At 71.3% G+C, this 20,807-nt stretch carries 23 protein-coding genes; 10 read left to right on the forward strand and 13 right to left on the reverse strand.

Features of this window, described 5'->3' with window-relative positions:
* Window positions 1-140: 140 nt before the first annotated feature.
* Window positions 141-1,094: a diacylglycerol kinase family protein gene (locus IFT51_RS08385; protein ID WP_244637104.1), complete on the forward strand. Its 954-nt coding sequence runs from the start codon at window positions 141-143 to the stop codon at window positions 1,092-1,094.
* Window positions 1,095-1,175: 81 nt separating this feature from the next.
* On the opposite strand, the gene IFT51_RS08390 is transcribed toward IFT51_RS08385, so the two are convergent.
* Entirely contained in the window at window positions 1,176-1,961 is a 786-nt protein-coding gene (locus IFT51_RS08390) for an SDR family oxidoreductase (protein ID WP_192060644.1), read from the reverse strand.
* A 206-nt stretch (window positions 1,962-2,167) separates the two neighbouring features.
* Here IFT51_RS08390 and IFT51_RS08395 point away from each other — a divergent pair, with 206 nt between their 5' ends.
* Both IFT51_RS08395 and IFT51_RS08400 read left to right on the forward strand, forming a co-directional pair.
* Complete coding sequence (locus IFT51_RS08395; RefSeq protein WP_192060645.1) at window positions 2,168-3,193, forward strand: SDR family NAD(P)-dependent oxidoreductase; 1,026 nt, start codon at window positions 2,168-2,170, stop codon at window positions 3,191-3,193.
* 105 nt (window positions 3,194-3,298) lie between these two features.
* The gene (locus IFT51_RS08400; RefSeq protein WP_192060646.1) at window positions 3,299-3,901 is read left to right on the forward strand and encodes a TetR/AcrR family transcriptional regulator; all 603 of its coding nucleotides are present in this window, start codon (window positions 3,299-3,301) and stop codon (window positions 3,899-3,901) included.
* On the opposite strand, the gene IFT51_RS08405 is transcribed toward IFT51_RS08400, so the two are convergent.
* On the reverse strand, window positions 3,849-5,135 hold the full coding sequence (locus IFT51_RS08405) for an acyl-CoA dehydrogenase family protein (protein ID WP_192060647.1): 1,287 nt from the start codon (window positions 5,133-5,135) through the stop codon (window positions 3,849-3,851). The two genes, IFT51_RS08400 and IFT51_RS08405, sit on opposite strands and share 53 nt — an antisense overlap.
* Window positions 5,136-5,297: 162 nt before the next feature.
* Between IFT51_RS08405 and IFT51_RS08410 the strand changes: the two genes are divergently transcribed.
* The 4 genes from IFT51_RS08410 to IFT51_RS08425 all read left to right on the forward strand — a co-directional run bounded on the left by IFT51_RS08410 (window position 5,298) and on the right by IFT51_RS08425 (window position 8,771).
* Window positions 5,298-6,389 (forward strand): MetQ/NlpA family ABC transporter substrate-binding protein, encoded by a 1,092-nt coding sequence (locus IFT51_RS08410; protein ID WP_192060648.1) that lies wholly within the window; start codon window positions 5,298-5,300, stop codon window positions 6,387-6,389.
* Window positions 6,386-7,423, forward strand: coding sequence for an ATP-binding cassette domain-containing protein (locus IFT51_RS15550; protein ID WP_192060649.1), 1,038 nt, complete (start codon window positions 6,386-6,388; stop codon window positions 7,421-7,423). The genes IFT51_RS08410 and IFT51_RS15550 overlap by 4 nt, the downstream gene beginning before the upstream one ends.
* Window positions 7,416-8,096: a methionine ABC transporter permease gene (locus tag IFT51_RS08420; RefSeq protein ID WP_243215034.1), complete on the forward strand. Its 681-nt coding sequence runs from the start codon at window positions 7,416-7,418 to the stop codon at window positions 8,094-8,096. The genes IFT51_RS15550 and IFT51_RS08420 overlap by 8 nt, the downstream gene beginning before the upstream one ends.
* 87 nt (window positions 8,097-8,183) lie before the next feature.
* Window positions 8,184-8,771: a sugar O-acetyltransferase gene (locus tag IFT51_RS08425; protein WP_192060650.1), complete on the forward strand. Its 588-nt coding sequence runs from the start codon at window positions 8,184-8,186 to the stop codon at window positions 8,769-8,771.
* A 40-nt stretch (window positions 8,772-8,811) separates the two neighbouring features.
* On the opposite strand, the gene IFT51_RS08430 is transcribed toward IFT51_RS08425, so the two are convergent.
* The 3 genes from IFT51_RS08430 to IFT51_RS08440 all read right to left on the reverse strand — a co-directional run bounded on the left by IFT51_RS08430 (window position 8,812) and on the right by IFT51_RS08440 (window position 10,672).
* Window positions 8,812-9,105, reverse strand: a complete 294-nt coding sequence (locus IFT51_RS08430; RefSeq protein WP_192060651.1) for a helix-turn-helix transcriptional regulator — start codon at window positions 9,103-9,105, stop codon at window positions 8,812-8,814.
* Window positions 9,106-9,193: 88 nt separating this feature from the next.
* Entirely contained in the window at window positions 9,194-9,349 is a 156-nt protein-coding gene (locus IFT51_RS08435) for a zinc transporter permease (RefSeq protein WP_192060652.1), read from the reverse strand.
* A 138-nt stretch (window positions 9,350-9,487) separates the two neighbouring features.
* On the reverse strand, window positions 9,488-10,672 hold the full coding sequence (locus IFT51_RS08440) for an ROK family protein (RefSeq protein WP_371740745.1): 1,185 nt from the start codon (window positions 10,670-10,672) through the stop codon (window positions 9,488-9,490).
* 83 nt (window positions 10,673-10,755) lie between these two features.
* Here IFT51_RS08440 and IFT51_RS08445 point away from each other — a divergent pair, with 83 nt between their 5' ends.
* Entirely contained in the window at window positions 10,756-11,763 is a 1,008-nt protein-coding gene (locus tag IFT51_RS08445) for an arsenic resistance protein (protein ID WP_371740746.1), read from the forward strand.
* 1 nt (window position 11,764) lies between these two features.
* Here the strand turns inward: IFT51_RS08445 and IFT51_RS08450 are convergent, their stop codons facing one another.
* On the reverse strand, window positions 11,765-12,145 hold the full coding sequence (locus tag IFT51_RS08450) for an MmcQ/YjbR family DNA-binding protein (RefSeq protein WP_192060654.1): 381 nt from the start codon (window positions 12,143-12,145) through the stop codon (window positions 11,765-11,767).
* Between the two features lie 215 nt (window positions 12,146-12,360).
* Here IFT51_RS08450 and IFT51_RS08455 point away from each other — a divergent pair, with 215 nt between their 5' ends.
* Window positions 12,361-12,909 (forward strand): GNAT family N-acetyltransferase, encoded by a 549-nt coding sequence (locus IFT51_RS08455; RefSeq protein ID WP_192060655.1) that lies wholly within the window; start codon window positions 12,361-12,363, stop codon window positions 12,907-12,909.
* Between the two features lie 8 nt (window positions 12,910-12,917).
* Here IFT51_RS08455 and IFT51_RS08460 read toward each other — a convergent pair whose 3' ends face one another.
* Window positions 12,918-13,301, reverse strand: a complete 384-nt coding sequence (locus IFT51_RS08460; RefSeq protein ID WP_192060656.1) for a MerR family transcriptional regulator — start codon at window positions 13,299-13,301, stop codon at window positions 12,918-12,920.
* A gap of 202 nt (window positions 13,302-13,503) precedes the next feature.
* Here IFT51_RS08460 and IFT51_RS08465 point away from each other — a divergent pair, with 202 nt between their 5' ends.
* Complete coding sequence (locus IFT51_RS08465) at window positions 13,504-15,018, forward strand: SulP family inorganic anion transporter (RefSeq protein WP_192060657.1); 1,515 nt, start codon at window positions 13,504-13,506, stop codon at window positions 15,016-15,018.
* A 61-nt stretch (window positions 15,019-15,079) separates the two neighbouring features.
* Here IFT51_RS08465 and IFT51_RS08470 read toward each other — a convergent pair whose 3' ends face one another.
* The 6 genes from IFT51_RS08470 to IFT51_RS08495 all read right to left on the reverse strand — a co-directional run bounded on the left by IFT51_RS08470 (window position 15,080) and on the right by IFT51_RS08495 (window position 20,783).
* The gene (locus IFT51_RS08470; RefSeq protein ID WP_192060658.1) at window positions 15,080-16,981 is read right to left on the reverse strand and encodes an ABC transporter ATP-binding protein; all 1,902 of its coding nucleotides are present in this window, start codon (window positions 16,979-16,981) and stop codon (window positions 15,080-15,082) included.
* A gap of 48 nt (window positions 16,982-17,029) precedes the next feature.
* Entirely contained in the window at window positions 17,030-17,677 is a 648-nt protein-coding gene (locus tag IFT51_RS08475; RefSeq protein ID WP_192060659.1) for a signal peptidase I, read from the reverse strand.
* Window positions 17,674-18,972, reverse strand: a complete 1,299-nt coding sequence (locus tag IFT51_RS15555; RefSeq protein ID WP_192060660.1) for an RICIN domain-containing protein — start codon at window positions 18,970-18,972, stop codon at window positions 17,674-17,676. The genes IFT51_RS08475 and IFT51_RS15555 overlap by 4 nt, the downstream gene beginning before the upstream one ends.
* A gap of 2 nt (window positions 18,973-18,974) precedes the next feature.
* Window positions 18,975-19,538, reverse strand: a complete 564-nt coding sequence (locus IFT51_RS08485) for a hypothetical protein (protein WP_192060661.1) — start codon at window positions 19,536-19,538, stop codon at window positions 18,975-18,977.
* On the reverse strand, window positions 19,538-20,104 hold the full coding sequence (locus IFT51_RS08490; protein WP_192060662.1) for an alternate-type signal peptide domain-containing protein: 567 nt from the start codon (window positions 20,102-20,104) through the stop codon (window positions 19,538-19,540). The genes IFT51_RS08485 and IFT51_RS08490 overlap by 1 nt, the downstream gene beginning before the upstream one ends.
* 301 nt (window positions 20,105-20,405) lie before the next feature.
* Entirely contained in the window at window positions 20,406-20,783 is a 378-nt protein-coding gene (locus IFT51_RS08495; RefSeq protein ID WP_192060663.1) for a helix-turn-helix domain-containing protein, read from the reverse strand.
* Between the last annotated feature and the right edge of the window lie 24 nt (window positions 20,784-20,807).

Below are 20,807 nucleotides of genomic sequence, written 5' to 3' on the forward strand. Positions count from 1 at the left end.
CCTGGCGCCGGGGGCCGATGGCGCCCCCGTGACCCGCCGGGGCTCCGGACGCGACGGGCACCGCGCCTCCTCGGCTCGGCGACCTTCGGCGTGTGTTCTGCGGTTTCATGGAGGACCACCCCGCACTCAGAAGGTCGTCCATGCGCGCAGCCGTCGTCTATAACCCCATCAAGATCGATCTCGATGCCGTCAAGGCGGTCGTCGATCGCGAGCAGAAGGCCGCGGGATGGGACGACACGCTCTGGTTCGACACGTCGAAGGAGGACCCGGGGCGCGGCGCCACGCTGGAGGCGCTGGAGGCGGGGGTCGACCTGGTCATCGCAGCCGGCGGTGACGGGACGGTGCGCATCGTCGCCGAGACGCTCGCCGATCACGACGTCGCCTTCGCCCTGCTGCCGTCGGGCACCGGCAACCTCCTCGCGCGCAACATGAACCTGACGCTCGACGACGTCGACCACTCGATCCACACCGCGTTCACCGGTCAGGACCGCGCCATCGACCTCGGACGCATCGAGATCCGCGCCGGCGACGGCTCCATCTCGAAGCACGCGTTCCTGGTGATGGCGGGGGTCGGCATCGACGCGAAGATGCTCGCCGCCACCGACGAGGACCTCAAGGCGAAGATCGGCTGGCTCGCCTACGTCAAGGCGATCGTCGTCGCCCTGCGCGACGAGAACACCCTCAAGCTGCGGTACCGGTTCGACGACGGGCCCACGAAGCGATCGCACGTGAACACGGTGATCGTCGGCAACTGCGGCACCCTCACCGGCAACATCCTGCTGCTGCCCGACGCGGCTCTCGACGACGGCCAGTTCGACATCATGCTGCTGCGCCCCGAGGGTCTCGGCCACTGGCTGCAGATCATCGGGAAGGTGCTGATCGAGAACGGCCTCGTGCAGCGCACTCCGCTCAAGCGCATCGTCGGCTCGCGCGAGATCGCGGCGATGAACTACGTCAAGGCGAAGCAGCTGACGGCCCGCCTGTCGGAGCCCCAGGAGATCGAGCTCGACGGCGACGGCTTCGGCAAGGCGATCGGGTTCCGCACGACGATGGACGCCGGGGCGCTGCGCGTGCGGGTGCCGCGCGACGCGTAGCGCGACGAGACCCCAGCAATTCGCTCAGACCCCCTTGCGCGCACTGGGGTCAAAGCGAATTGCTGGGGTCTGAGCCGAACGCTAGTACTTGGCCGACTGCCCGCCGTCGATCGGCACGACCGCCGCGTTGACGTACGTCGCGTCGTCCGACAGCAGGAACGCGACGACCGAAGCGATCTCGGCGGCCTCGCCGTAGCGCTTGGTCGGGTTGATCTGGATGAACTGCTCGGCGGCGCCCTTGGGGTCGTCGGCGTCGAGCTGGCGCATGGAGGCCTCGACCATGGGGGTCCAGATCGCTCCCGGCGCGATGGCGTTGACGCGGATGCCGAACTGGCCGTACTCGACGGCCGAGTTGCGGGTCAGCCCGACGACGCCGTGCTTCGCGGCGGCGTAACCCGACTGGTTGCCGACGCCGCGGATGCCGCCGACGCTCGCCGTGTTGACGACCGCGCCGCCGTCGCCCTGGGCGCGCATGACGCCGAGCACCTTCTCGAGCCCGAGGAAGACGCCGCGGAGGTTGATCGACACGACCTTGTCGAACTCGTCGGCCCCGAAGTCCTCGGTGAGGTTCTGCCGACCCTCGATGCCGGCGTTGTTGAAGAACGCGTCGATGCGTCCGAAGCGCTCGAGCGTGGCGGTCACGTAGGCGTCGACGTCGGCTGCGCTCGACACGTCGGCGACGGCGGTCAGCACCTCGGCACCGGGGACGGCGTCGAGCACGGCCTCCTGCGAGGCAGCGAGGCCCTTCTCGGAGATGTCGACGAGCGCTACGCGCGCACCTTCCTGTGCGACACGGACGGCGGCGGCGCGGCCGAGGCCGGACCCCCCGCCGGTGATGAGGACGACCTTGTCGGTGAAACGCTCCATGGGGATGACTCCGGTTCTCTCGGTGACTCGGCGGACCCGACGCTTCGCCGAGCCCTCGGCACGCGACGTCGCGCACCTCGTTTCACGCTACACCTGTCGCTTTACCCTCCCCCCAGGTCGTGCGGCGACGACATCCGGCCCGCTCCCAGCAAAACGAGACAAACTGTCTCGAAATAAGCCGCCCGACCCGTGGAGAAGAGACCCGCATGCCCGAGAACACCGCCCCCCTGACCGGTTCGAGCACGATCGGCCGCTGGCTCGAGCACTCCGAGGGCGGGCCGGCCCTGCGGGGCGCGCTCGCCCAGGGCGGGGAGTTCGACGAGAGCACCCTCACCCCGGTGCTCGGCCTACCCCTGCAGCAGCTCGTGTCGCTCAGCCAGGGCCGACTGCCCCAGGAGCTCGTCGACGGCCTCGTGCTGCAGGTCAACGGCGGGGTCCGGCCCGACGACACCGACGACGCCGACGGCCCGTGGCGCGAGACCATCACCGCCGGTCGCTTCGCAGGGCGGACGGTCGTCGTGACCGGGGCCGCGGGCGGCATCGGAAAGGCCACCGCGTCGCGTGTCGCCCGAGAGGGCGGGCGCGTGATCGCCGTCGACATCACCGCGCCGGGGCTGGAGGCGCTGGTCGCCTCCCTGCCCGACAGCACCGTCGAGACAGTGGTCGGCGACATCACCAGCCAGGCCGACATCGACCGCATCGTCGAGGTCGCGGGCGGCCGCATCGGCGCGCTGGCGAACATCGCCGGCATCAACGACGACTTCTCGCCGCTGCACGAGACGAGCGACGCCATGTGGGAGCGCGTCATCGGCATCAATCTGACCGGCGGTTTCAAGCTCTCGCGCGCCGTCATCCCGGTCATGCTCGCGGCGGGCCGGGGCTCGATCGTGAACGTCGCCTCCGAGGCGGGTCTGCGCGGCAACGCGTCGGGCAACGCCTACACGGTGTCGAAGCACGGCGTCGTCGGGCTGACGAAGTCGGCCGCGTTCATGTACGCGAAGCAGGGCCTGCGGGTCAACGCGGTCGCCCCCGGCGGCGTCGCGACCGGCATCCCGTTCCCCGCGAACGTGTCGGAGGCGGGTTCGGCGCGACTGCGGCCCTTCCAGGCGGCCATCCCGACCGTCGCCACGGCCGAGGAGCTCGCCGCGTCGATCACGTTCCTGCTGAGCGACGACGCGGTCAACATCAACGGCGCGGTGCTCGCCTCGGACGGCGGCTGGTCGGTCCAGTAGGCGGCGCGCCTCTGCAGGCGGCGCATCTCAGGAGGCGCGGGTCGGCGAAGCCCAGGAGGCGCGGGTCGGCGATCACCGGCCCGCGCCGTGCACGAGGATGACCGTATGACGACAGCACGCCCCGGCCGGGTCCGCAGCGAGGCGGCGCGCCTGGCCATCCTCGAGGCGACGACGAGCGAGCTCGCCGAGCGCGGCTACGACAAGCTGTCGCTCGACCGGATCGCGGCGGCCGCCGGGGTCGGCAAGGCGACCATCTACCGCTGGTACCCGAACAAGGGGGCGCTGGTCGCCGAGGGGATGCTCTCGGGGCACCTCCTCCCCCGGGTCGCCGTGCCCAGCAGCGGTGATGTGCGCCGCGACGTCACGCACTGGCTGATCGAGACCTCCGCGTCGCTGACCGAGCCGACGACGGGGGGTCTCGTCCGTGCGACGATCGCGGCGACGGCCGAGGACGCCGACGTGGCCCGGCACTACGACGACCACGTCACCTCCGTCGCCCGGGCCGAGCTCGTCGCACGGCTCGAGTCCGGTCGGCGCGACGGTCAGGTCGACGCCGACGCCCCCCTCGACGCGCTCGTCGAGGCGCTGGTCGGCGTCGTCCTGCTGAACGTGCTGACCCGCCGCGAGCCCGACGCGACCGCGCTCGGCGCCACGGTCACGCTCCTCTTCGACGGCGCCGGCTCGGCGGGAGGTCGCGGCGGTCGCTGATGGCGACCCCCTCGCCGGCAGCAGCGGCAGTGCCTGCGGCAGCGGCGGCGGCATGCGGGCCGGTGCGGAACGGCGTGCCGTTCAGCCGGTGGTCGCCCAGGGCCCGCTCGCGGTGGATCGCGGGGTTGTGCGAGGCGATCGTGCGCGCATTGCGCCAGTGCCGGTCGAGCGACCGGTCCGCGTCGACGGCCGACGCGCCTCCCACCTCGAAGAGCGAAGTCGCCGCCTCCAGCACCAGGGGCAGCACGACCTGCTGCGCCTCGAAGACGGTGGCCAGCGCCCGCTGGTACTCGTCTTCGCCGGCCCCGTCGTCGCCGTCGAGCGCGTCGAGACCCCGCACGGCGGACAGCGTGATCGCCTCGACCGACGACGCGATCGCCGAGAGACGACCGACGACGCTCTGGACAGACGGATCCTCCCGGGGCAGCGACACGCCCGCCACCCCGAACGTGCGGGTGCGCGGGCGGACGAACCCGACCGCGTCGCGCAGCACGGCCCGCGCCGTGCCGGCCTGCGCCGCGAGCAGCACCAGCTGGTACAGCGCCTGCGTGTAGGCCAGCGGTCGACGCTCGGCGTTCTCGCTCCAGGGCAGCACCTGTCGAGGGTCGACCTCGACGTCGTCGAACACGGTCGTGCCGCTGCCCGTGAGGCGCTGACCGAACCCGTTCCAGTCGTCGACGCGGGTGACCCCCGGCGCATCGGCCGGCACCGCCAGAGCCACGGCCTCGTCGCCCCGCCTCGCCCCGACCCAGATCCAGTCGGCGTAGATCGTGCCCGTGCTGTAGAACTTCCGCCCCGAGAGCAGCAGGCGACCGCCTCTCTCGTCGAGGCGCGTCTCGGTGGCCGTCGCGTCGCCGCGTTCCGCCTGGGCGTTGCCCACGAGGGTGCGACCGGCACCGAGCCTCCTGAGCCATTCGGTGCGGAGCGCCCCCTCGGGCTGCGCCCGCTGCGTCTCGACGAACGCGATGTGACCGCGCAGCAGCTGGGGCAGGTTGGAATCGGCGGCGCCGAGGCGGATGAGGAGGCGGAACTCCTGTTCGAGGGAGATGCCCCAGCCACCGAATGCGGTCGGCACGCGCAGGGCCCCGAAGCCCGCCTCCTTCAGGGCGGCGACCTCGTCACGAGGGAGGCGGCGGTCGCGTTCGCGCGCCACGGCGCCGTCTGCGATCGCCTCGATCACGGGGCCGAAGGCCGACTCGAGGCGCTCGTCGAGGTCGCGGTTCTGTTCGCTCATGCCGTCCTTTGTGTCACGGGCGGGACCGGTCGCGACAGTGCCCCGTCACATGACGACACGTCGTGACACACGGCGAAAGACGGCGACACATGTCGCACGGCGCGGCGCGGGGCTCTGGCAGGGTTCACAGCCATCACCCGCCCCTCGACGTCAGGAGTCACCGTGTCCGATCACGACGCACCGCAGCAGTCCGCACCGCAGCAGTCCGCACCGCAGCAGTCCGATCCGCAGGAGTCCGATCCGCGGGAGTCCGATCCGCGGGGGTCCGCAGGCGGAGGACGTGCACCCAGCGGGCTCCGCGCCTCCCTCGACGACTCTCGGCGGCGGCGGCGACGCGGGCTGCTCGCCGGCGTCGGGGTGGTCGTCGCGGCGGCGCTCGTGGGCGGCGGCTTCTGGGCGGGCACCGCCGTCGGGGGCGCCGACGCGCAGGCCGCGGGCTCGGGCGGGTCGGGCGAACGGCTCAGCGTGCGGATCGCGGGCAGCGGCGAGAGCGACCTCCAGGACGCCGTGAAGACGGTGGCCGCCGAGGAGGGGCTCGACGTCACGTGGGTCAACTTCGACGACTGGACGCTGCCGAACTCCGCGCTCGTCGCCGGCGAGGTCGACGCGAACGCCTTCCAGCACACGGCGTTCCTCAGCGCCTACAACGTCGCGAACGACACCGACCTGACCCCGGTGTTCTCCACCACGATCACGCAGTGGGGCGTCTTCTCGGCGACCCTGGACTCGATCGGCGACATCGGCCAGGGGGCCCGGATCGCCATCCCCGACGACGCCTCGAACGGCGGCCGCGCCCTGTTCATCCTCCAGGCCGCGGGATTGATCGAGCTGGGCCCCGACGTGGGCGTCTACCCGACCGTCGACGACGTGACGGGCAACGACCTCGGGCTCGAGTTCGTGCCGATCGGCGCGACGACGATCCCCACCCAGTTCGACGACCCGAGCCTCGACGCCGTGGTGGTCGGCACGTCGTACTTCGACCCCTCGCAGGACGTCGACGCCGACGACGCCCTCTACCTCGACGACTCGCTGAGCGCCGAGTCGCGGCCCTACGTCAACGCCGTCGTCACGCGCGCCGACGACGCGGACGACGAGGCGTGGACCCTCCTCGCCGACGCCTACGCCGACCCGCGAGTGGCGGACGCGCTCGAGGAGGAGTCGTTCGGCGCCACGCAGCTCGTCGACGTGTCGGCCGCCGATCTCCGCAGCACGCTCGCCGAGCTCGAGACCGCCGCGCGCGAGCTGGACTCGTGACCGCCGCCCCGGTCGTGACCTTCGAGGAGGTCTCGAAGTCGTACACCGTGCAGGGCCGGCGCTTCGAGGCGCTCAGCGACGTGAACCTGGAGGTGCGGCGCGGCGAGGTCTTCGGCATCGTCGGCTACTCGGGGGCCGGCAAGTCGACGCTGCTGCGCACGGTGAACGCGCTCGAGCGGCCGACGAGCGGTCGGGTCGTGGTCGACGGGCGGGAGGTGTCGTCGCTGAAGGGCAGGGAGCTGTACGCGGCCCGCCGCCGGATCGGCATGGTGTTCCAGCAGTTCAACCTGCTGTCGTCGCGCACCGTCTACGGCAACATCGCCTATCCCCTGCGGCTGTCGGGGCTGTCCCGAGACGACACCGTCGACCGGGTCGACGAGCTGCTCGACTTCGTCGGACTCGCCGACAAGGCGCTCGAGTACCCGGCCAGACTGTCGGGCGGGCAGAAGCAACGGGTCGGGATCGCCCGCGCCCTCGCCAACCGGCCCGACGTGCTGATCTCCGACGAGGCCACCAGCGCGCTCGATCCGCAGACGACCGGCGAGGTGCTCGACCTGCTGCGCCGGGTCAACGACGAGTACGGCCTGACGGTGCTGCTGGTCACCCACGAGATGGACGTCATCCGCGAGCTCGCCGACAGCGTCGCCGTGATGCAGGGCGGCCGGGTCGTCGAGAGCGGATCGGTCTACGAGCTCTTCGCCGACCCGCAGCACCCCACGTCGAGGCGGTTCGTCTCGTCGGTGCTGCACCACGAGGCGACTCCCGGAGCCCTCGCGCGGATCCGCGAGGTGCATACGGGACGCATCGTGCGCCTCCACGTCGAGGACCGCGAATCGAACGACCCGTTCCTCTCCCGCGTCGCCCGCACGCACGGCATCGACTTCAACGTCGTCTACGGCGGCATCAGCGAGCTGCAGTCGAGGCTGTTCGGCGATCTGACCGTCGAGCTGCTCGGCGACGACACGGCCATCGACCGGGCGGTCGTCGACCTCCGACGGACGACGACCGTGACGGAGGTGACCGCCGGTGCGTGACATCGACCCCGCCGTCCTCTGGCCGAAGATCGTGACGGCGCTGCTGCAGACCCTGCAGATGGTGACCGTGTCGTTCGTCCTGGCGACGGTGCTCGGTCTCGTGCTCGGGCTCGTGCTCTACTCGACCCGGCGCGGCAACCTGCTGCAGAACGCGGTGGTCTTCACGTCGCTGAACGCGGTGATCAACGTGATCAGGCCCATCCCGTTCATCATCCTGATCGTCGCGATCTCGCCACTGACCCGTGTCGTGATCGGCACGAGCATCGGCACGGAGGCCGCGATCTTCGCGTTGACGATCGTCGCGACGTTCTCGATCGCGCGCATCGCCGAGACGAACCTGGTGGCCGTCGACCGAGGCTCGGTCGAGGCGGGCGCCGCGATGGGGGCGTCGCCCGTGCGGGTGCTCGCGACGATCGTCGTACCCGAGGCCCTCGGACCCCTCGTGCTCGGCCTCACCTACATCTTCGTCGCCCTGGTCGACGCGACCGCCGTGGCCGGACTCGTCGGCGGAGGCGGACTCGGCAACCTCGCCATCACCTACGGCTACCAGCGGTTCGACACGTTCGTCATGGTGACCGTGATCGTGCTGATCATCGTGCTCGTGCAGGTCGCGCAGCTGCTCGGCAACCTCGTCGCCCGCAAGGTGCTGCATGAGGAGCCAGCCGGTCGGTGACCGGTCGGCGAGCGGTCAGCGACGCCGACGGGCAGCGCCGACGGGCCGAGCCGACACGGCGGGGGTTCGATGTGTACGGTCGTCCACATGACTGTCGACCACTTCGCCGGAGACGACCGCAGCAACCGCGAACGGATGCTCGCCGGAGACCTCTACATCGCCGACGACCCCGAGAACGCGCGCCTCGCGCAACGGGCCGTGCGCCTCGCCGACGCCTACCATCGGGCGGCCGTGGAGGACGAGGCCGCCGCCAGGCCCCTCCTCGAAGAGCTGGTCGGATCACTCGGCGTCGACGCGTTCGTCAAGCCGCCCCTGTTTGTCGACTACGGCGAGAACATCCACATCGGGGCCCGCACGTTCGTCAACTACAACCTCACGGCGCTCGACGTCGCCACGATCACCATCGGCGACGACTGCCAGATCGGGCCGAACGTCCAGCTGCTCACCCCCACGCACCCCGTCGACCCGCAGCCGCGACGCGACAAGCTCGAGGCCGCCCGGCCCATCACGATCGGCGACAACGTCTGGCTCGGCGGCGGAGTCATCGTCTGCCCCGGCGTGACCATCGGCGACGACAGCGTCATCGGCGCCGGGGCCGTCGTCACCCGCGACATCCCGTCGGGAGTCGTCGCCGTCGGCAACCCGGCGAGGGTCGTCCGACGCATCGCGACCTGACACGGATGCGCGACCGGCTCGGCGCCCAGGGCGACGAGGCTCAGGCTCGAGACGCCTCGCCGGCATGCTCGACGGCGTCGTCGACGATGTGCGAGACGTGTCGGTCGGCGACCGAGTAGATCGCCTCGCGGCCGACGCGCGTGACCTCGACGAGACCTGCCGATCGGAGGACGCGCAGATGCTGCGACACCAGGGGCTGAGCCAGACCCGAGGCCTCCACGAGCGCGGTCACGCCCGCCTGCCCCTCGCCGAGGAGGCGGAGGAGTCTGAGTCTCGAGGCCGACGACAGGGCCTTGAAGAGCTCCGCCGCGGAGTCGAGGGCATCGGTGCTCATGACCGACACATTAGCCTCCGCGAATGCGACGAGGGCCCCACCGACCGGTGGGACCCTCGATCATGCGGCGCGGTCGGCCGTCGGACGATCAGTGCTCGTCGTAGTGGTCGCCGTGCTGGGCGTGCTTGTGCTCGCCGTGGACGTAGTCGACGTGGTCGTCGTGAGTGACGGTCTCGTGGCCGCACTCGGTGCCGTGCTCGTGCTCGGTGACGGTGTGCTCGGCGTGGACTTCTGCATCGGTCATGGTGGTGCCTCTCTCATCGGGGGGATGCACCCATCACATCAGACGCATGCATCTATGGCAATACGTTTATCCAATCGATGATGAGAACCGGAACCATCGTCACGTGATGTCCCCGCCGCGACCCCACACCGACGCGGCTCAGCCGATCCGCCCGATGCGGGACTGGATGGCCATGGTGGCGGCCCCGCGAGCCCAGATGCCGAAGTCCGAAGCGCCGATCAGGAGCTCGACGACCGACGCGTCGGGGTCTCGATCCTCGGCCAGCGCCTCCTCGATCCGCGTCCGCACGAGCGGCACCAGCCCGATGCCCTCGCCGGCCAGCACGACGGTGTCGACCATCGTGAGATTGGCGACCGCGGCGATGAACCGCCCCAGGGCACGACCGGCCTGCTCCGTCACCGTCCGGGCCGCCGGGTCGCCCGCACCGGCCAGAGCGAGGACGTCGTCGTACGAGACGTCCCTCCCCGACCCCTCCGAGACGGAGGCGCGGATGCTCGGGATCGACAGCATGGCGCTCGAGCACCCGCGATGCCCGTCCGAGCACAGCGGCCCGGTCGGGTCGAGGGGGTGGTGCGCCCCGAGCCCCAGCCCGGTGTCTCTGGTGATCCGCTGACGCCCGTGCACGACCAGGCCGTACCCGACACCGGCACCGATCGTGATGACCGCGAAGTCGTCGACCCCCCGGCCCAGTCCGAACCAGTGCTCGGCCTCGGTGAGCGCGACGACGTCGTTCGCCACGACGACCGGCAGAGCCAGCCGGGTCGCGAGGAGCCCCCCGAGGTCGATGTCGGACCAGCCGAGGAAGGGCGCTCGGACGACGACGCGCGAGCCCGACACCCGACCGCCGATCGAGACGCCGAGAGCGGTGGGCGCGACGGTGCCGACCGCGCTCGTGAGCTCCGCGACGATCTCGGCCACCGCCTCCACGATGCGCTCCGGCGAGTGGTCGCCGAGCTCGACCACGGCCTCGGCGAGGACCGCCGCACGGAGGTCCGTCGCGACCCCGAAGGCGTGCTCTCCGGTGAGCTTGACACCCACGTGCCAGTGGGCGTCGACCCGGACGTCCAGCGGTCGCACCGGGCGTCCGATGCCGCCCCGGGCGCGCTCGTCGCTCTCGATGAGGAACCCGTCGTCGAGGAGCGGCCTGCTCAGACGCGTGAGGCTGGCCGCCGAGAGCCCCAGCCGGCGGATCAGGTCGCTGCGGGCGATCGGCCCGTGGATGAGCACCTCGCGGGCCAGCTCGCGAGTGGGCGACCGCACGTCGGGACCGGTGCCGAGCGGAACCCCGACCTCGTCGCCTGAGAAGTGATCCGATGCGCCCACACGCTCATCATGACCCACCACGACCGCTCGCGGAGACGGCGGGGCGTGCCCGGCCGCCGCCGCGAGGCCCTACCGTCGTTCGGGTGCCCTCCTCTCCGCCCGTCGACGCCCACCTGACCGGCGCCGTGTCCTGGCTCGAGCGGCACCAGATCGGCCTCTACCTGGCGGCGATCGTCGCAGCGGGCCTCGTCGGGCTCACCGTGCCGGCCGCGCACACCCTCGAGGTGGCGATCGAGCCCGTGCTCGCCCTGCTGCTCTTCGCGACGTTCCTCGGTGTGCCGTTCGCGACCATCCGGCGGGCGCTCCGCGACGGGCGCTTCCTCGTCGCGATCGGGGTGCTGAACTTCGTCGTCGTCCCGGTGGTGGCGTTCGGCCTGTCGCGGTTCGTCGACGACGAACCCGCCCTGCTGTTCGGGGTGCTCCTGGTGCTGCTCACCCCGTGCATCGACTACGTCATCGTCTTCGCGGGCCTCGCAGGCGGAGCCTCCGCCCGTCTGCTCGCGGCGGCACCGGTGCTGATGCTGGCCCAGATCCTCCTGCTCCCCCTGTACCTGCTGCTGATGATCGGCCCCGACGGCGTGGCCGTCGTCGAGATCGGGCCCTTCGCCCGCGCGTTCGTCGTGCTCATCGCCGTCCCGCTGTCGGCGGCCGCGGCGGTGCAGGCCGTCGCACGCCGTCATCGAGCCGGTGTCGCGATCGAGCGGACGATGCTGGCGCTGATGGTCCCGCTGATGACGGCGACGCTGTTCCTGGTCGTCGCATCGCAGGCCGGAGCCGTGGGCGCGTCGTTCGGCCGGCTGCTCGTGCTGGTGCCGATCTACGCGGGGTTCGTCGTCATCATGGTCGCCCTCGGCGTGGGGGCGGGACGGGTGTTCCGGTTCGACCCGCCCGCGACCCGGGCGCTGGTGTTCAGCGGCACGACCCGCAACTCGCTCGTCGTGCTGCCGCTCGCACTCGCGCTCCCGGCATCGATGTCGCTGGCGCCGGTGGTCGTCGTGACCCAGACCCTCGTCGAACTCGTCGGCATGGTGGTGCTCGTCCGAGTCGTCCCCCGACTCGTGCCGAGCCTGAGGGGGCGCCCTGCGAGCTAGGTCACCGCTCCGCGAAGGCGTCGGGGTCGACCGGTCGCCGGGCCCTCGGGAGCCCCTGCACGACCAGCAGATACGACTCCGTGACGAGCTCGTCGACGAGGCCGGCATCGAGGCCGCCGTCGGGGTGCAGCGTGATCCAGTGCCGTTTGTTCATGTGATAGCCGGGAGTGATGTCGTCGTGGTCGCTGCGGAGCGCCTCCGAGTCGGCGGGTGACGATTTGAGGACGACGATCGGGTCGCCGCTCAGCGCCGTCTGCAGCATGAAGACCTTGTCGCGGACCTTGTAGACGTCCCACTCCTCGCCGAAGGGATGGGTCAGCTCGGCCCCGGGCAGCTCGTCCGCCCGAGCCGCGGCCCGCTGCTGGAGCTCGTCACGTCGCATGATGCGTCCTCTCATCCGGAGCCGTCCGTCCGTCCCTCCAGGCTAGGACGCGAGCGCGTCACGTCGCGGCGACGGCTCCGGGTTCGCCCCAGCGGGTCGTCGCGCGGGGCGGGACCATGTCGCGCTCGATCGCCCGACGGGCCCATCATGGACTCATGCCCGATGCGGAGCCCTTAGCCGGCTGCGCACACGGCGCATGCAGGAGGATCGAGGTCATGGACAGTGACACGGTGGCGTCGACTCCTCGCCTGACCCTCCGCCTGCATCGCGAGAGCGACCTCGATCGACTGGTCGCGATCTACTCCCGGCCGGACGTCGCCAGGTACCTCCTGGAGGAGCCGTGGACGGTCGAGTCCGGCCGGGTCCAGCTCGATCGACGGCTGCGTCGGACGGGTCTGGCCGAGCCCGTGGGTGCGCTCTCGCTCGTGATCGAGCGGGCGGGTCTGGCGATCGGGGCGATCTCGATCTGGCGGACGGAGGCGGAGCGGCGCACGGTCGAGCTCGGGTGGACGGTGGATCCCGAGCACGGAGGCAGCGGCTACGCGACCGAGGCGGTCTCGGCTGGTCTGCGGATCGCGTTCGGACAGGACGACGTCCATCGCGTCGTCGCTCAGATGGACGCCCGCAACACGTCGTCCGCTCGCCTCGCGACCCGGGTCGGCATGCGACAGGAGGCGCACCACCGTCAGGACTTCTGGAGCAAGGGCGAATGGACCGACAGCCTGGTCTTCGCCATTCTCGCCGGAGAGCACCCTCCCCGGTAGGCGGCCGGTCAGCGGGTGCGGAGGAGCTCGAGGAACTCGTCGGCCATCTCGAGCTGCCGGCGCAGCTTCTCCCGCCGCGTGATCGTCTGCTCGACGAAGCCGCTCAGCTCCGCACGCAGCTCCGCCCGACGGTTCTCGTCCGAGCCGTTCTCGAGAGCATCGATGATCCGGAGCAGATCCGCCATCTCGTCGAGACTGAATCCGAGGGGCTTCATGCGACGGATGAGGATGAGCCGCTCGTAGTCCGTCTCGGTGTAGAGCCGGAAACCGCCCTCGGTCCGACCCGAGGCCGACAGCAGGCCGATCTCGTCGTAGTGCCGCAGGCTGCGCAGCGACATCTCGGAACGCTCGGCGAGTTCACCGATGTGCATCATGCCGTTCGATGTCGCCATGTGTGACCGACCTCCTACTCGACCCTTACGTTAGGGTAGAGTTCAATTCGTCGGCTGATCAGCCGAGCACCAGAACTTCCTCCCGCCATTCTCCCGCCTTCAGATGCGGTCGAGCAGATGGCGTGGCGCCGACGCGCGCCGACCCCTCCGTCGACACCCACCCGGCTCACACGATGCGAGCCCCTCTCCCCCAGGAGTCCTCATGACCACAGCGACCACCCCGTCCACCACGAGCCGGGACCGCGCCGAGCCCTCGGTGCTGACCGCGCTCCGCACCCCGAAGATCCTCAGCCGGGAGGTCCTCGCCGGCCTCGTCGTCGCGCTGGCCCTCATCCCCGAGGCGATCTCGTTCTCGATCATCGCCGGCGTCGACCCCCGGGTCGGTCTCTTCTCCTCGTTCGTCATGGCCGTCTCGATCGCGTTCCTCGGCGGGCGCCCCGCGATGATCACCGCGGCCACGGGCGCCATCGCGCTCGTCATCGCACCCGTCGCCCGCGACCACGGACTGGACTACTTCATCGCGACGGTCATCCTCGCCGGGATCATCCAGATCGTGCTCGGCGTCCTCGGCGTCGCCAGACTCATGCGCTTCATCCCCCGCAGCGTCATGGTCGGCTTCGTCAACGCCCTGGCGATCCTCATCTTCACCGCTCAGCTGCCGAACCTCATCGGCGTGCCGTGGCTGGTCTACCCGCTCGTGGCGGTCGGCATCGTCGTCATGATCCTCATGCCGCGCCTGACGCGGGTCGTCCCCGCTCCGCTCGTCGCGATCGTGCTGATCACCGTCGCCGTCGTCGTGACCGCGATCGACGTGCCCACCGTCGGCGACGAAGGCGAGCTGCCCCGCAGCCTGCCCGAGCTCCTCATCCCCGGCGTCCCCCTCACCTGGGACACCCTGAGCATCATCGCCCCCTACGCGTTCGCGATGGCGCTCGTCGGACTCCTCGAGTCGCTGATGACCGCGAAGCTCGTCGACGACATCACCGACACCCCCTCGCAGAAGACACGCGAGTCGCTCGGTCAGGGCGCGGCGAACATCCTCTCCGGCCTCTTCGGCGGGATGGGCGGCTGCGCCATGATCGGCCAGACGATGATCAATGTGAAGGCCTCCGGCGCGCGCACCCGCATCTCGACGTTCCTCGCCGGCGTGTTCCTGCTGATCCTCGTCGTCGCGCTCGGCGACGTCGTCGCGATCATCCCGATGGCGGCCCTCGTCGCCGTCATGATCATGGTCGCCGTCGCGACCTTCGACTGGCACAGCATCCGCCCCTCGACCCTGAGGCGGATGCCGATCGGCGAGACCATCGTCATGGTCGCCACCGTCGCGGTCGTCGTCGTCACCCACAACCTCGCGATCGGCGTCGTCGTCGGCGTCATCACCGCCATGGTCGTCTTCGCGCGCGGCGTCGCCCGCCTCGCCACCGTGGAGCGCACACTCGCCGATGACGGCACCGCAGCGCACTACACCGTCACCGGGGCGCTGTTCTTCGCCTCCAGCAACGATCTCACCACCCTGTTCCGGTACCGCGACGACCCCGAGCGCATCGTCATCGACCTCACGCAGGCGCACGTCTGGGACGCCTCCACCGTCGCCGCCCTCGACGCGGTCACGACGAGATACGAGCGGCGCGGCAAGCACGTCGTCCTCGAGGGGATGAACGAGGCCTCCAGCCGGATGCACGACCGGCTCGCCGGCAGGCTGGGCGCCGGCCACTGACCCGTCCGCCTGCGCGCCCGCGAGCGGCGAGACGTCGGCGCAGGGCTCGACGCTTCGGGGGCTACGACCCGCCCCGCGCCTCCTCGTCGGCCGCGACGTCCTTCTGCACGGCGAACTGGGTCCGGTGCAGCTCTTCGTAGCGGCCCGCCGCGGCGATCAGCTCGTCGTGCGTGCCGCGCTCCACGATGGAGCCGTCCTCCACCACCAGGATCATGTCCGCGCTGCGGATGGTGGAGAGGCGGTGCGCGATCACCATCGCCGTCCGACCCTCGAGCGCCTCGCTCAGCGCCGCCTGCACGGCCGCCTCGGACGTGGAGTCCAGGGCCGCCGTCGCCTCGTCGAGGATGACGACGCGCGGCTGGGCGATCAGGAGGCGCGCGATGGTCATCCGCTGACGCTCGCCTCCCGAGAGCCGGTAGCCGCGCTCCCCCACCATCGTGTCGAGCTGGTCGGGCAGCGAGCGGATGAGCGGCTCGAGCCGCGCACGGCGGATGGCGTCCCACACCTCGTCGTCGGACGCCTCGGGCCTCGCGAACCGCAGGTTGGAGAGGATCGTCTCGTGGAACAGATGGCCGTCCTGGGTCACCATGCCCAGGGTGCGCCGCAGGGAGGCGGAGGTCACGTCGCGGACATCCGTCCCCGCGAGGCGGACGGCGCCGCCGTCGACGTCGTACAGGCGCGAGAGCAGCTGCGCGATCGTCGACTTGCCGGCACCGGACGTGCCGACGAGGGCGACCGTCTGCCCCGGCTCGATGCGGAACGACACACCGTGCAGCACCTCGTCGCCACCGCGGGTGTCCAGTGTGGACACCTCCTCGAGGGAGGCGAGGGACACCTTGTCGGCGGACGGGTAGGCGAAGCGGACGTCGTCGAACTCGACGGCCACCGGGCCCTCGGGCACGACGACGGCGTCGGGCTTCTCGGTGATGAGCGGTTCGAGGTCGAGCACCTCGAAGACGCGCTCGAAGCTGACCACGGCGCTCATGATCTCCACCCGGGCGTTCGCGAGACCGGTCAGCGGCACGTAGAGGCGGGTGAGGAGGAGCGCCAGGGTGACCACCTCGCCGGTGTCCAGCTGACCGGCCAGGGCGAGGAACCCGCCGAGCCCGTAGACGAGCGCCAAGGCGAGCGCGGAGACGAGCGTCAGCGCGGTGACGAAGACGAACTGCAGCAGCGCACTGCGGACGCCGATGTCGCGGACCCGGGCGGCGCGGACGCGGAACTCCTCGGCCTCCTCGTCGGGGCGGCCGAACAGCTTGACGAGGGTGGCGCCGGGTGCCGAGAAGCGCTCGGTCATCTGGGTGCTCATCGCGGAGTTGTGGTCGGCGGCCTCGCGACGGAGCGCGGCGAGACGGCTGCCCATGCGCCGCGCGGGCACCAGGAAGATGGGAAGCATGATCACGGCGAGGACCGTGACGAGCCAGGACGTGCTGAGCATGACGATCAGGGTGAGGACGAGGGCCACGATGTTCGTGACCACGCCCGACAGCGTGCCGCTGAAGGCCTGCTGGGCGCCGATGACGTCGTTGTTCAGACGGCTCACGAGGGCGCCCGTCCGGGTGCGCGTGAAGAACGCGATCGGCATCTTCTGCACGTGGTCGAACACGGCGGTGCGGAGGTCGAGGATCACGCCCTCGCCGATCCGCGCCGAGAACCAGCGCGTCACGAGCGACACGGCGGCGTCGGCCACGGCGACCGCGGCGATGAGGACGGCGAGCCGCACGATCGTGGCCACCTCGCCCCGCGCGACGATGACGTCGACCACCCGGCCGGCCAGCACCGGCGTCGCGACCGCGAGGAAGGCCCCGACGATCGACAGGGCGATGAACACCACCAGCCTGGACCGGTAGGGCACCGCGAACTTCATGATGCGCCGCACGGCCTCGCGGGAGATGCCGTGCTGGCCGTCTCTCGCGCTCGAGATCTTGTAGAGCGAGCTCCAGGCCGCGCCTTCCATGCTCATCGCGGTTCCAATCGTCGCAGCCGATCCCCTCTCGTCAGGATAGAGCGGTCAGCCCTGCCGGTCCGCGCGGCGACGGCGGACGACGCCGCGCCCGGTGAGGAACGCCGCGTACCCGAGCAGCCCGACGCCAACGGCCGGCACGAGCCACGCGCGCGCGCCCGCCGAGACGCCCGTGTTCAGCCGCCCCAGCCACGGCACCGAGTACCAGACCTCGCCCATGACCTGCCCCTCGACGACGGCGTCGCGATCGGGCTCGGCGTTGGCGTCGCCCTTCAGCGTGAACGTGCGGCCCGCCTCCCCGACGGTCACCCCCACCACACGATGCGAGATGACGCCGGGCACCCCGGGGCGGATCTGATAGGTCACGACGTCGCCGACCCGGATGTCGGCCGGATCGACCGGGCGCACCACCACGAGCGTCCCGGGAGGCAGACCGGGCTCCATCGAGCCGGTCAGGATGGTCAGCGGCACGCCGCCCACCACCCGCGGCACGACCACGGCGAGCAGCCCGACGGCCACGACGCCGATCAGCACGACCACCGCGACGGCCTGCGCGAGCATCGAGCCGAGGCCCCGGCCCTGCCGATCCGACCCGCCCCGCGCGTGCGAGCCCGAGCCCGAGCCCGACCGCGAGCGGGAGCCCGACCGCGAGCGCGACCCCGCCCGCGACCCCGACGGCGGGGCCGCGTGCGTCACGACGACGCCCCGAGGGTGAACAGCTGGGTCTCCGACGACGTGCACGCCGACACCTGCATCTGCGTCGTCACACCCGACCCGGTGCTGGTCAGGCACAGCGAGTTCCTGTCTCGGAACTGGAACATGCCCGTCCCGGTGCCGACCGGCACGGCGGTCCAGCGCTGAGCGCTGATCGCGTTGTCCGAGCGCAGCACGGACTGGCGATCGCTGGCGCTGTCCCAGTACAGACCCGAGACCGCGGGCGAGGTGATCTTCAGGTACTGCCCCTCGGCGACGAACTGCCACAGCTGCGTCGTGGTGCCCCGGCAGCCGCTCGACCAGAGCGGTGATCCGCTCGTCGAGCCGCCGACCGTCGCGCACCGGTTCGTGGCGACGTCGCGGACGACGTACCGATCGCTGTTGGTGAAGTACGCGGTCGCGTGCCGGATGGCCGGTGACGCCGGGGAGGTGCGGGCCGGGTTCGACGCGTCGAGCGCGCGGATGGCGTACGCGTAGTACCGGAAGGCCCCCAGCCCGGTGTCGGTGTAGCTGCGCGTCGACGCCGGCACGGTGCCGACGAGCACCCCGTCGCGGTAGACGCCGTAGCGGGACACCGCAGCCGAGTCCGACGAGGCGGCCCAGGTCAGCGAGATGCTGCTGTCCGTCTCGGAGGTCTTGGTCGGCGCCCCGGGCGTGAGGGTGTCGGCGACGGTCTGCGTCGACGTCGCCGAGCCGGCGCTGGTCCATGAACCGAGGCGCGCGGTGAGCGCGGCGGTGAGCCTCGCCGTCTGGCCCACCGAGTCGAACCGGTCGGCCTGGGTGATCGACGTCTGGACGCACCAGGACGAGGAGGCGCCGACCGGCAGGGTCCCGGAGGGTGCGCCGACCGTCGCCCACGTTCCCGACGAGGCATCGGCGGGTCGGCTGCCGCAGCGACCCGAGGTCAGCGGCCAGAGTGAGACGCGGGTCGCGGTGGCGAGGGTCGAGCCGCCCGCGGGGGTGATGGCGAGAGTCCACGGGGCGGGCACGGTGCCGGCGTTGGCGACCGTGACGGTCGCCAGATGCGAGAGGGCGGACGACGAGTACGTCGTGGCCAGGCTCTCGACACCGGTCAGCGCGACGGCCAGCCGACCGGTCGAGGTGGTCGCCGAGGCGGTCTGCACGGGTGCCGTCCAGGTCGCCTCGGCGGGCACGGCGATCAGCGCCGTGAGCACGGCGACGACGAGGGCGGCGCCCCACACCGGGGCGCGACGCACCGAGCGGCGCGGGCTCGGTGGCCGGCGCGACCCGCGATGCGATCGGGTGTTCGTGGGCACGGTCAGACCTGCGTTCCGGTGAGACGCAGGGCGAGGGCGAGGTCGCCGAGTCCCTGCGAGGTGCTCCGACCGTCGTCGCCCATCGCGACGGAGACGCAGAGCGTGCGGGACTCCCCCGCGGCGAGGACGACGCTGGTCGGCGCCGACGCGGCGGCAGGTCGATCGGTCGCGGTGCCCGACCAGACGGAGGCCGCGCGGCCCGCGCGGCAGTCGGTCGCCGAGGTGGCCGTGCCCAACCCGAGCAGGAGGGCGGGCACGGGCGCCGTGTCGGCGTGGACGCTCGTCACGGTCGCCGCGGCCACCCCGAGCGAGAGCCCGACGGTGCCGGTGTTCGTCGCCGTGACGGGGCCGCGCAGGGTGAGCCCGGGGTAGAGCGGGTCGGCGGGCAGGGCGAGCGCGTCGAGGGTCAGCGACGCCGACCCCGACGTCACGACGACAGGACCGTCGGAGGTGCTGGCCGAGTCGCTGAGTCGGGCCGACGAACCGCCCACCTCGCCGAGCGACACGACGGCCGCCACGACGGTCGCGACGACCCCCACGACGAGCCACGTGCCGCGGGCGCCCACTAGATCTGGGTCAGGGTCACGGCGACGGCCCCGAGGTCCACCGAGCCGAGCTGCGTGTCGTTCTCGAAGCCGACCGTGGTGCTCTTCGGGAACTCGATGGTGACCGCCACGGTGACGTCCTCCTCGAGGCCGTCGCGCCCGGTCACGGTCACGGCGTCGGGGGTCGTCGTGATGCCGTCGCCGGTGGCGGTCAGCTGGGCCGTCGACGAGAGGTAGTCGGCGAGCGCCACGTCGGACGACGACGTCGAGCTGGCCTCGATCGAGGCGGGGTCGAGGGTGAAGGCCGCGTTCAGGCCGTCTCCGTGCGCGGTGACGGTCATGTCGCGCGAGTAGACGACGACGTCGCCGGGCACGATCGGGTAGCCGGCGATGGTCGACTGCGGTGCGCCTCCGTTGACCGTCCAGGTGGCGGCCTCGGCGCTGGGTTCGACCTCGAGGCCACCGGAGACGATCGTGCCGCCGGCCGTCTCGGCGCTGGTGTTCCAGAGCGCGAACGTGCCCGCGCCCCCCAGGAGGAGGGTGACGCCGGTGGCGGTGGCGATGGTGCCCTTGACGATGGTCTTCATGGTGCGGTCCTTCCGGGCGGCACGGGTGCCGTCGGCTGGTGTCCCGGCTCCTGGCGACCGTGGTCGGCTCCACTCGGTTCAGGGAGAGGGCGACCGTCGGGAGGAGGCACTTGAGATGCCGCGGGAGGCGGCACAGGCAGGGGACGGTATCTGCATGCAGGACCGGTGGATCCACCGGGATGTCTGCTTATCTCAACCATCTCACGGATCGGTGCGATCGATGCGGATGCATCGGAAGCGCAGGCCGATTGCCAGGGTCACTCCGGCGGGCGGGTGCCGATCGGGACCCGACCCGCGCCTCCTAGGCGATCCGCTCGTCGTATTCGCCCCAGGCCTCTCGCACGTCGCCGAAGTGCTCGATCGACCATTCTTCGAGCGCCTTGAGCGGCGCGCAGAGGGTGCGACCGGCCGTCGTGAGCTCGTACTCGACGCGGGGCGGCACCTCGGCGAACACCGTGCGGGTCACGAGCCCGTCGCGCTCGAGACCGCGCAGCGTCTGCGTCAGCATCTTCTGCGAGATGCCCGACACGCTCTTGCGGATCTCGGTGAAGCGGTGCGGGCCCGACTCGAGGGTGCCGACGATCAGGACCGTCCACCGGTCGCCGATGCGATCGAGCACCCGCCGCGTGGGGCAGCCGTCGGCATAGGGGTCGAGCGTGAGAGAGGGGTCGGTTACCAAGAAGTGCCTACTTCCCAAGAGTGA

The organism is Frigoribacterium sp. CFBP 13712 (assembly GCF_014842255.1).
In the GTDB taxonomy this organism is placed as follows: domain Bacteria; phylum Actinomycetota; class Actinomycetes; order Actinomycetales; family Microbacteriaceae; genus Frigoribacterium.

What these genes read in the sequence shown, in the direction of transcription:
- IFT51_RS08385 (WP_244637104.1), top strand. Translation starts at nt 141, where the DNA reads ATGCGCGCAGCCGTCGTCTATAACCCCATCAAGATCGATCTCGATGCC.
- IFT51_RS08390 (WP_192060644.1), bottom strand. Translation starts at nt 1,961, where the DNA reads ATGGAGCGTTTCACCGACAAGGTCGTCCTCATCACCGGCGGGGGGTCC.
- IFT51_RS08395 (WP_192060645.1), top strand. Translation starts at nt 2,168, where the DNA reads ATGCCCGAGAACACCGCCCCCCTGACCGGTTCGAGCACGATCGGCCGC.
- IFT51_RS08400 (WP_192060646.1), top strand. Translation starts at nt 3,299, where the DNA reads ATGACGACAGCACGCCCCGGCCGGGTCCGCAGCGAGGCGGCGCGCCTG.
- IFT51_RS08405 (WP_192060647.1), bottom strand. Translation starts at nt 5,135, where the DNA reads ATGAGCGAACAGAACCGCGACCTCGACGAGCGCCTCGAGTCGGCCTTC.
- IFT51_RS08425 (WP_192060650.1), top strand. Translation starts at nt 8,184, where the DNA reads ATGACTGTCGACCACTTCGCCGGAGACGACCGCAGCAACCGCGAACGG.
- IFT51_RS08430 (WP_192060651.1), bottom strand. Translation starts at nt 9,105, where the DNA reads ATGAGCACCGATGCCCTCGACTCCGCGGCGGAGCTCTTCAAGGCCCTG.
- IFT51_RS08435 (WP_192060652.1), bottom strand. Translation starts at nt 9,349, where the DNA reads ATGACCGATGCAGAAGTCCACGCCGAGCACACCGTCACCGAGCACGAG.
- IFT51_RS08450 (WP_192060654.1), bottom strand. Translation starts at nt 12,145, where the DNA reads ATGCGACGTGACGAGCTCCAGCAGCGGGCCGCGGCTCGGGCGGACGAG.
- IFT51_RS08455 (WP_192060655.1), top strand. Translation starts at nt 12,361, where the DNA reads ATGGACAGTGACACGGTGGCGTCGACTCCTCGCCTGACCCTCCGCCTG.
- IFT51_RS08460 (WP_192060656.1), bottom strand. Translation starts at nt 13,301, where the DNA reads ATGGCGACATCGAACGGCATGATGCACATCGGTGAACTCGCCGAGCGT.
- IFT51_RS08465 (WP_192060657.1), top strand. Translation starts at nt 13,504, where the DNA reads ATGACCACAGCGACCACCCCGTCCACCACGAGCCGGGACCGCGCCGAG.
- IFT51_RS08470 (WP_192060658.1), bottom strand. Translation starts at nt 16,981, where the DNA reads ATGAGCATGGAAGGCGCGGCCTGGAGCTCGCTCTACAAGATCTCGAGC.
- IFT51_RS08490 (WP_192060662.1), bottom strand. Translation starts at nt 20,104, where the DNA reads ATGAAGACCATCGTCAAGGGCACCATCGCCACCGCCACCGGCGTCACC.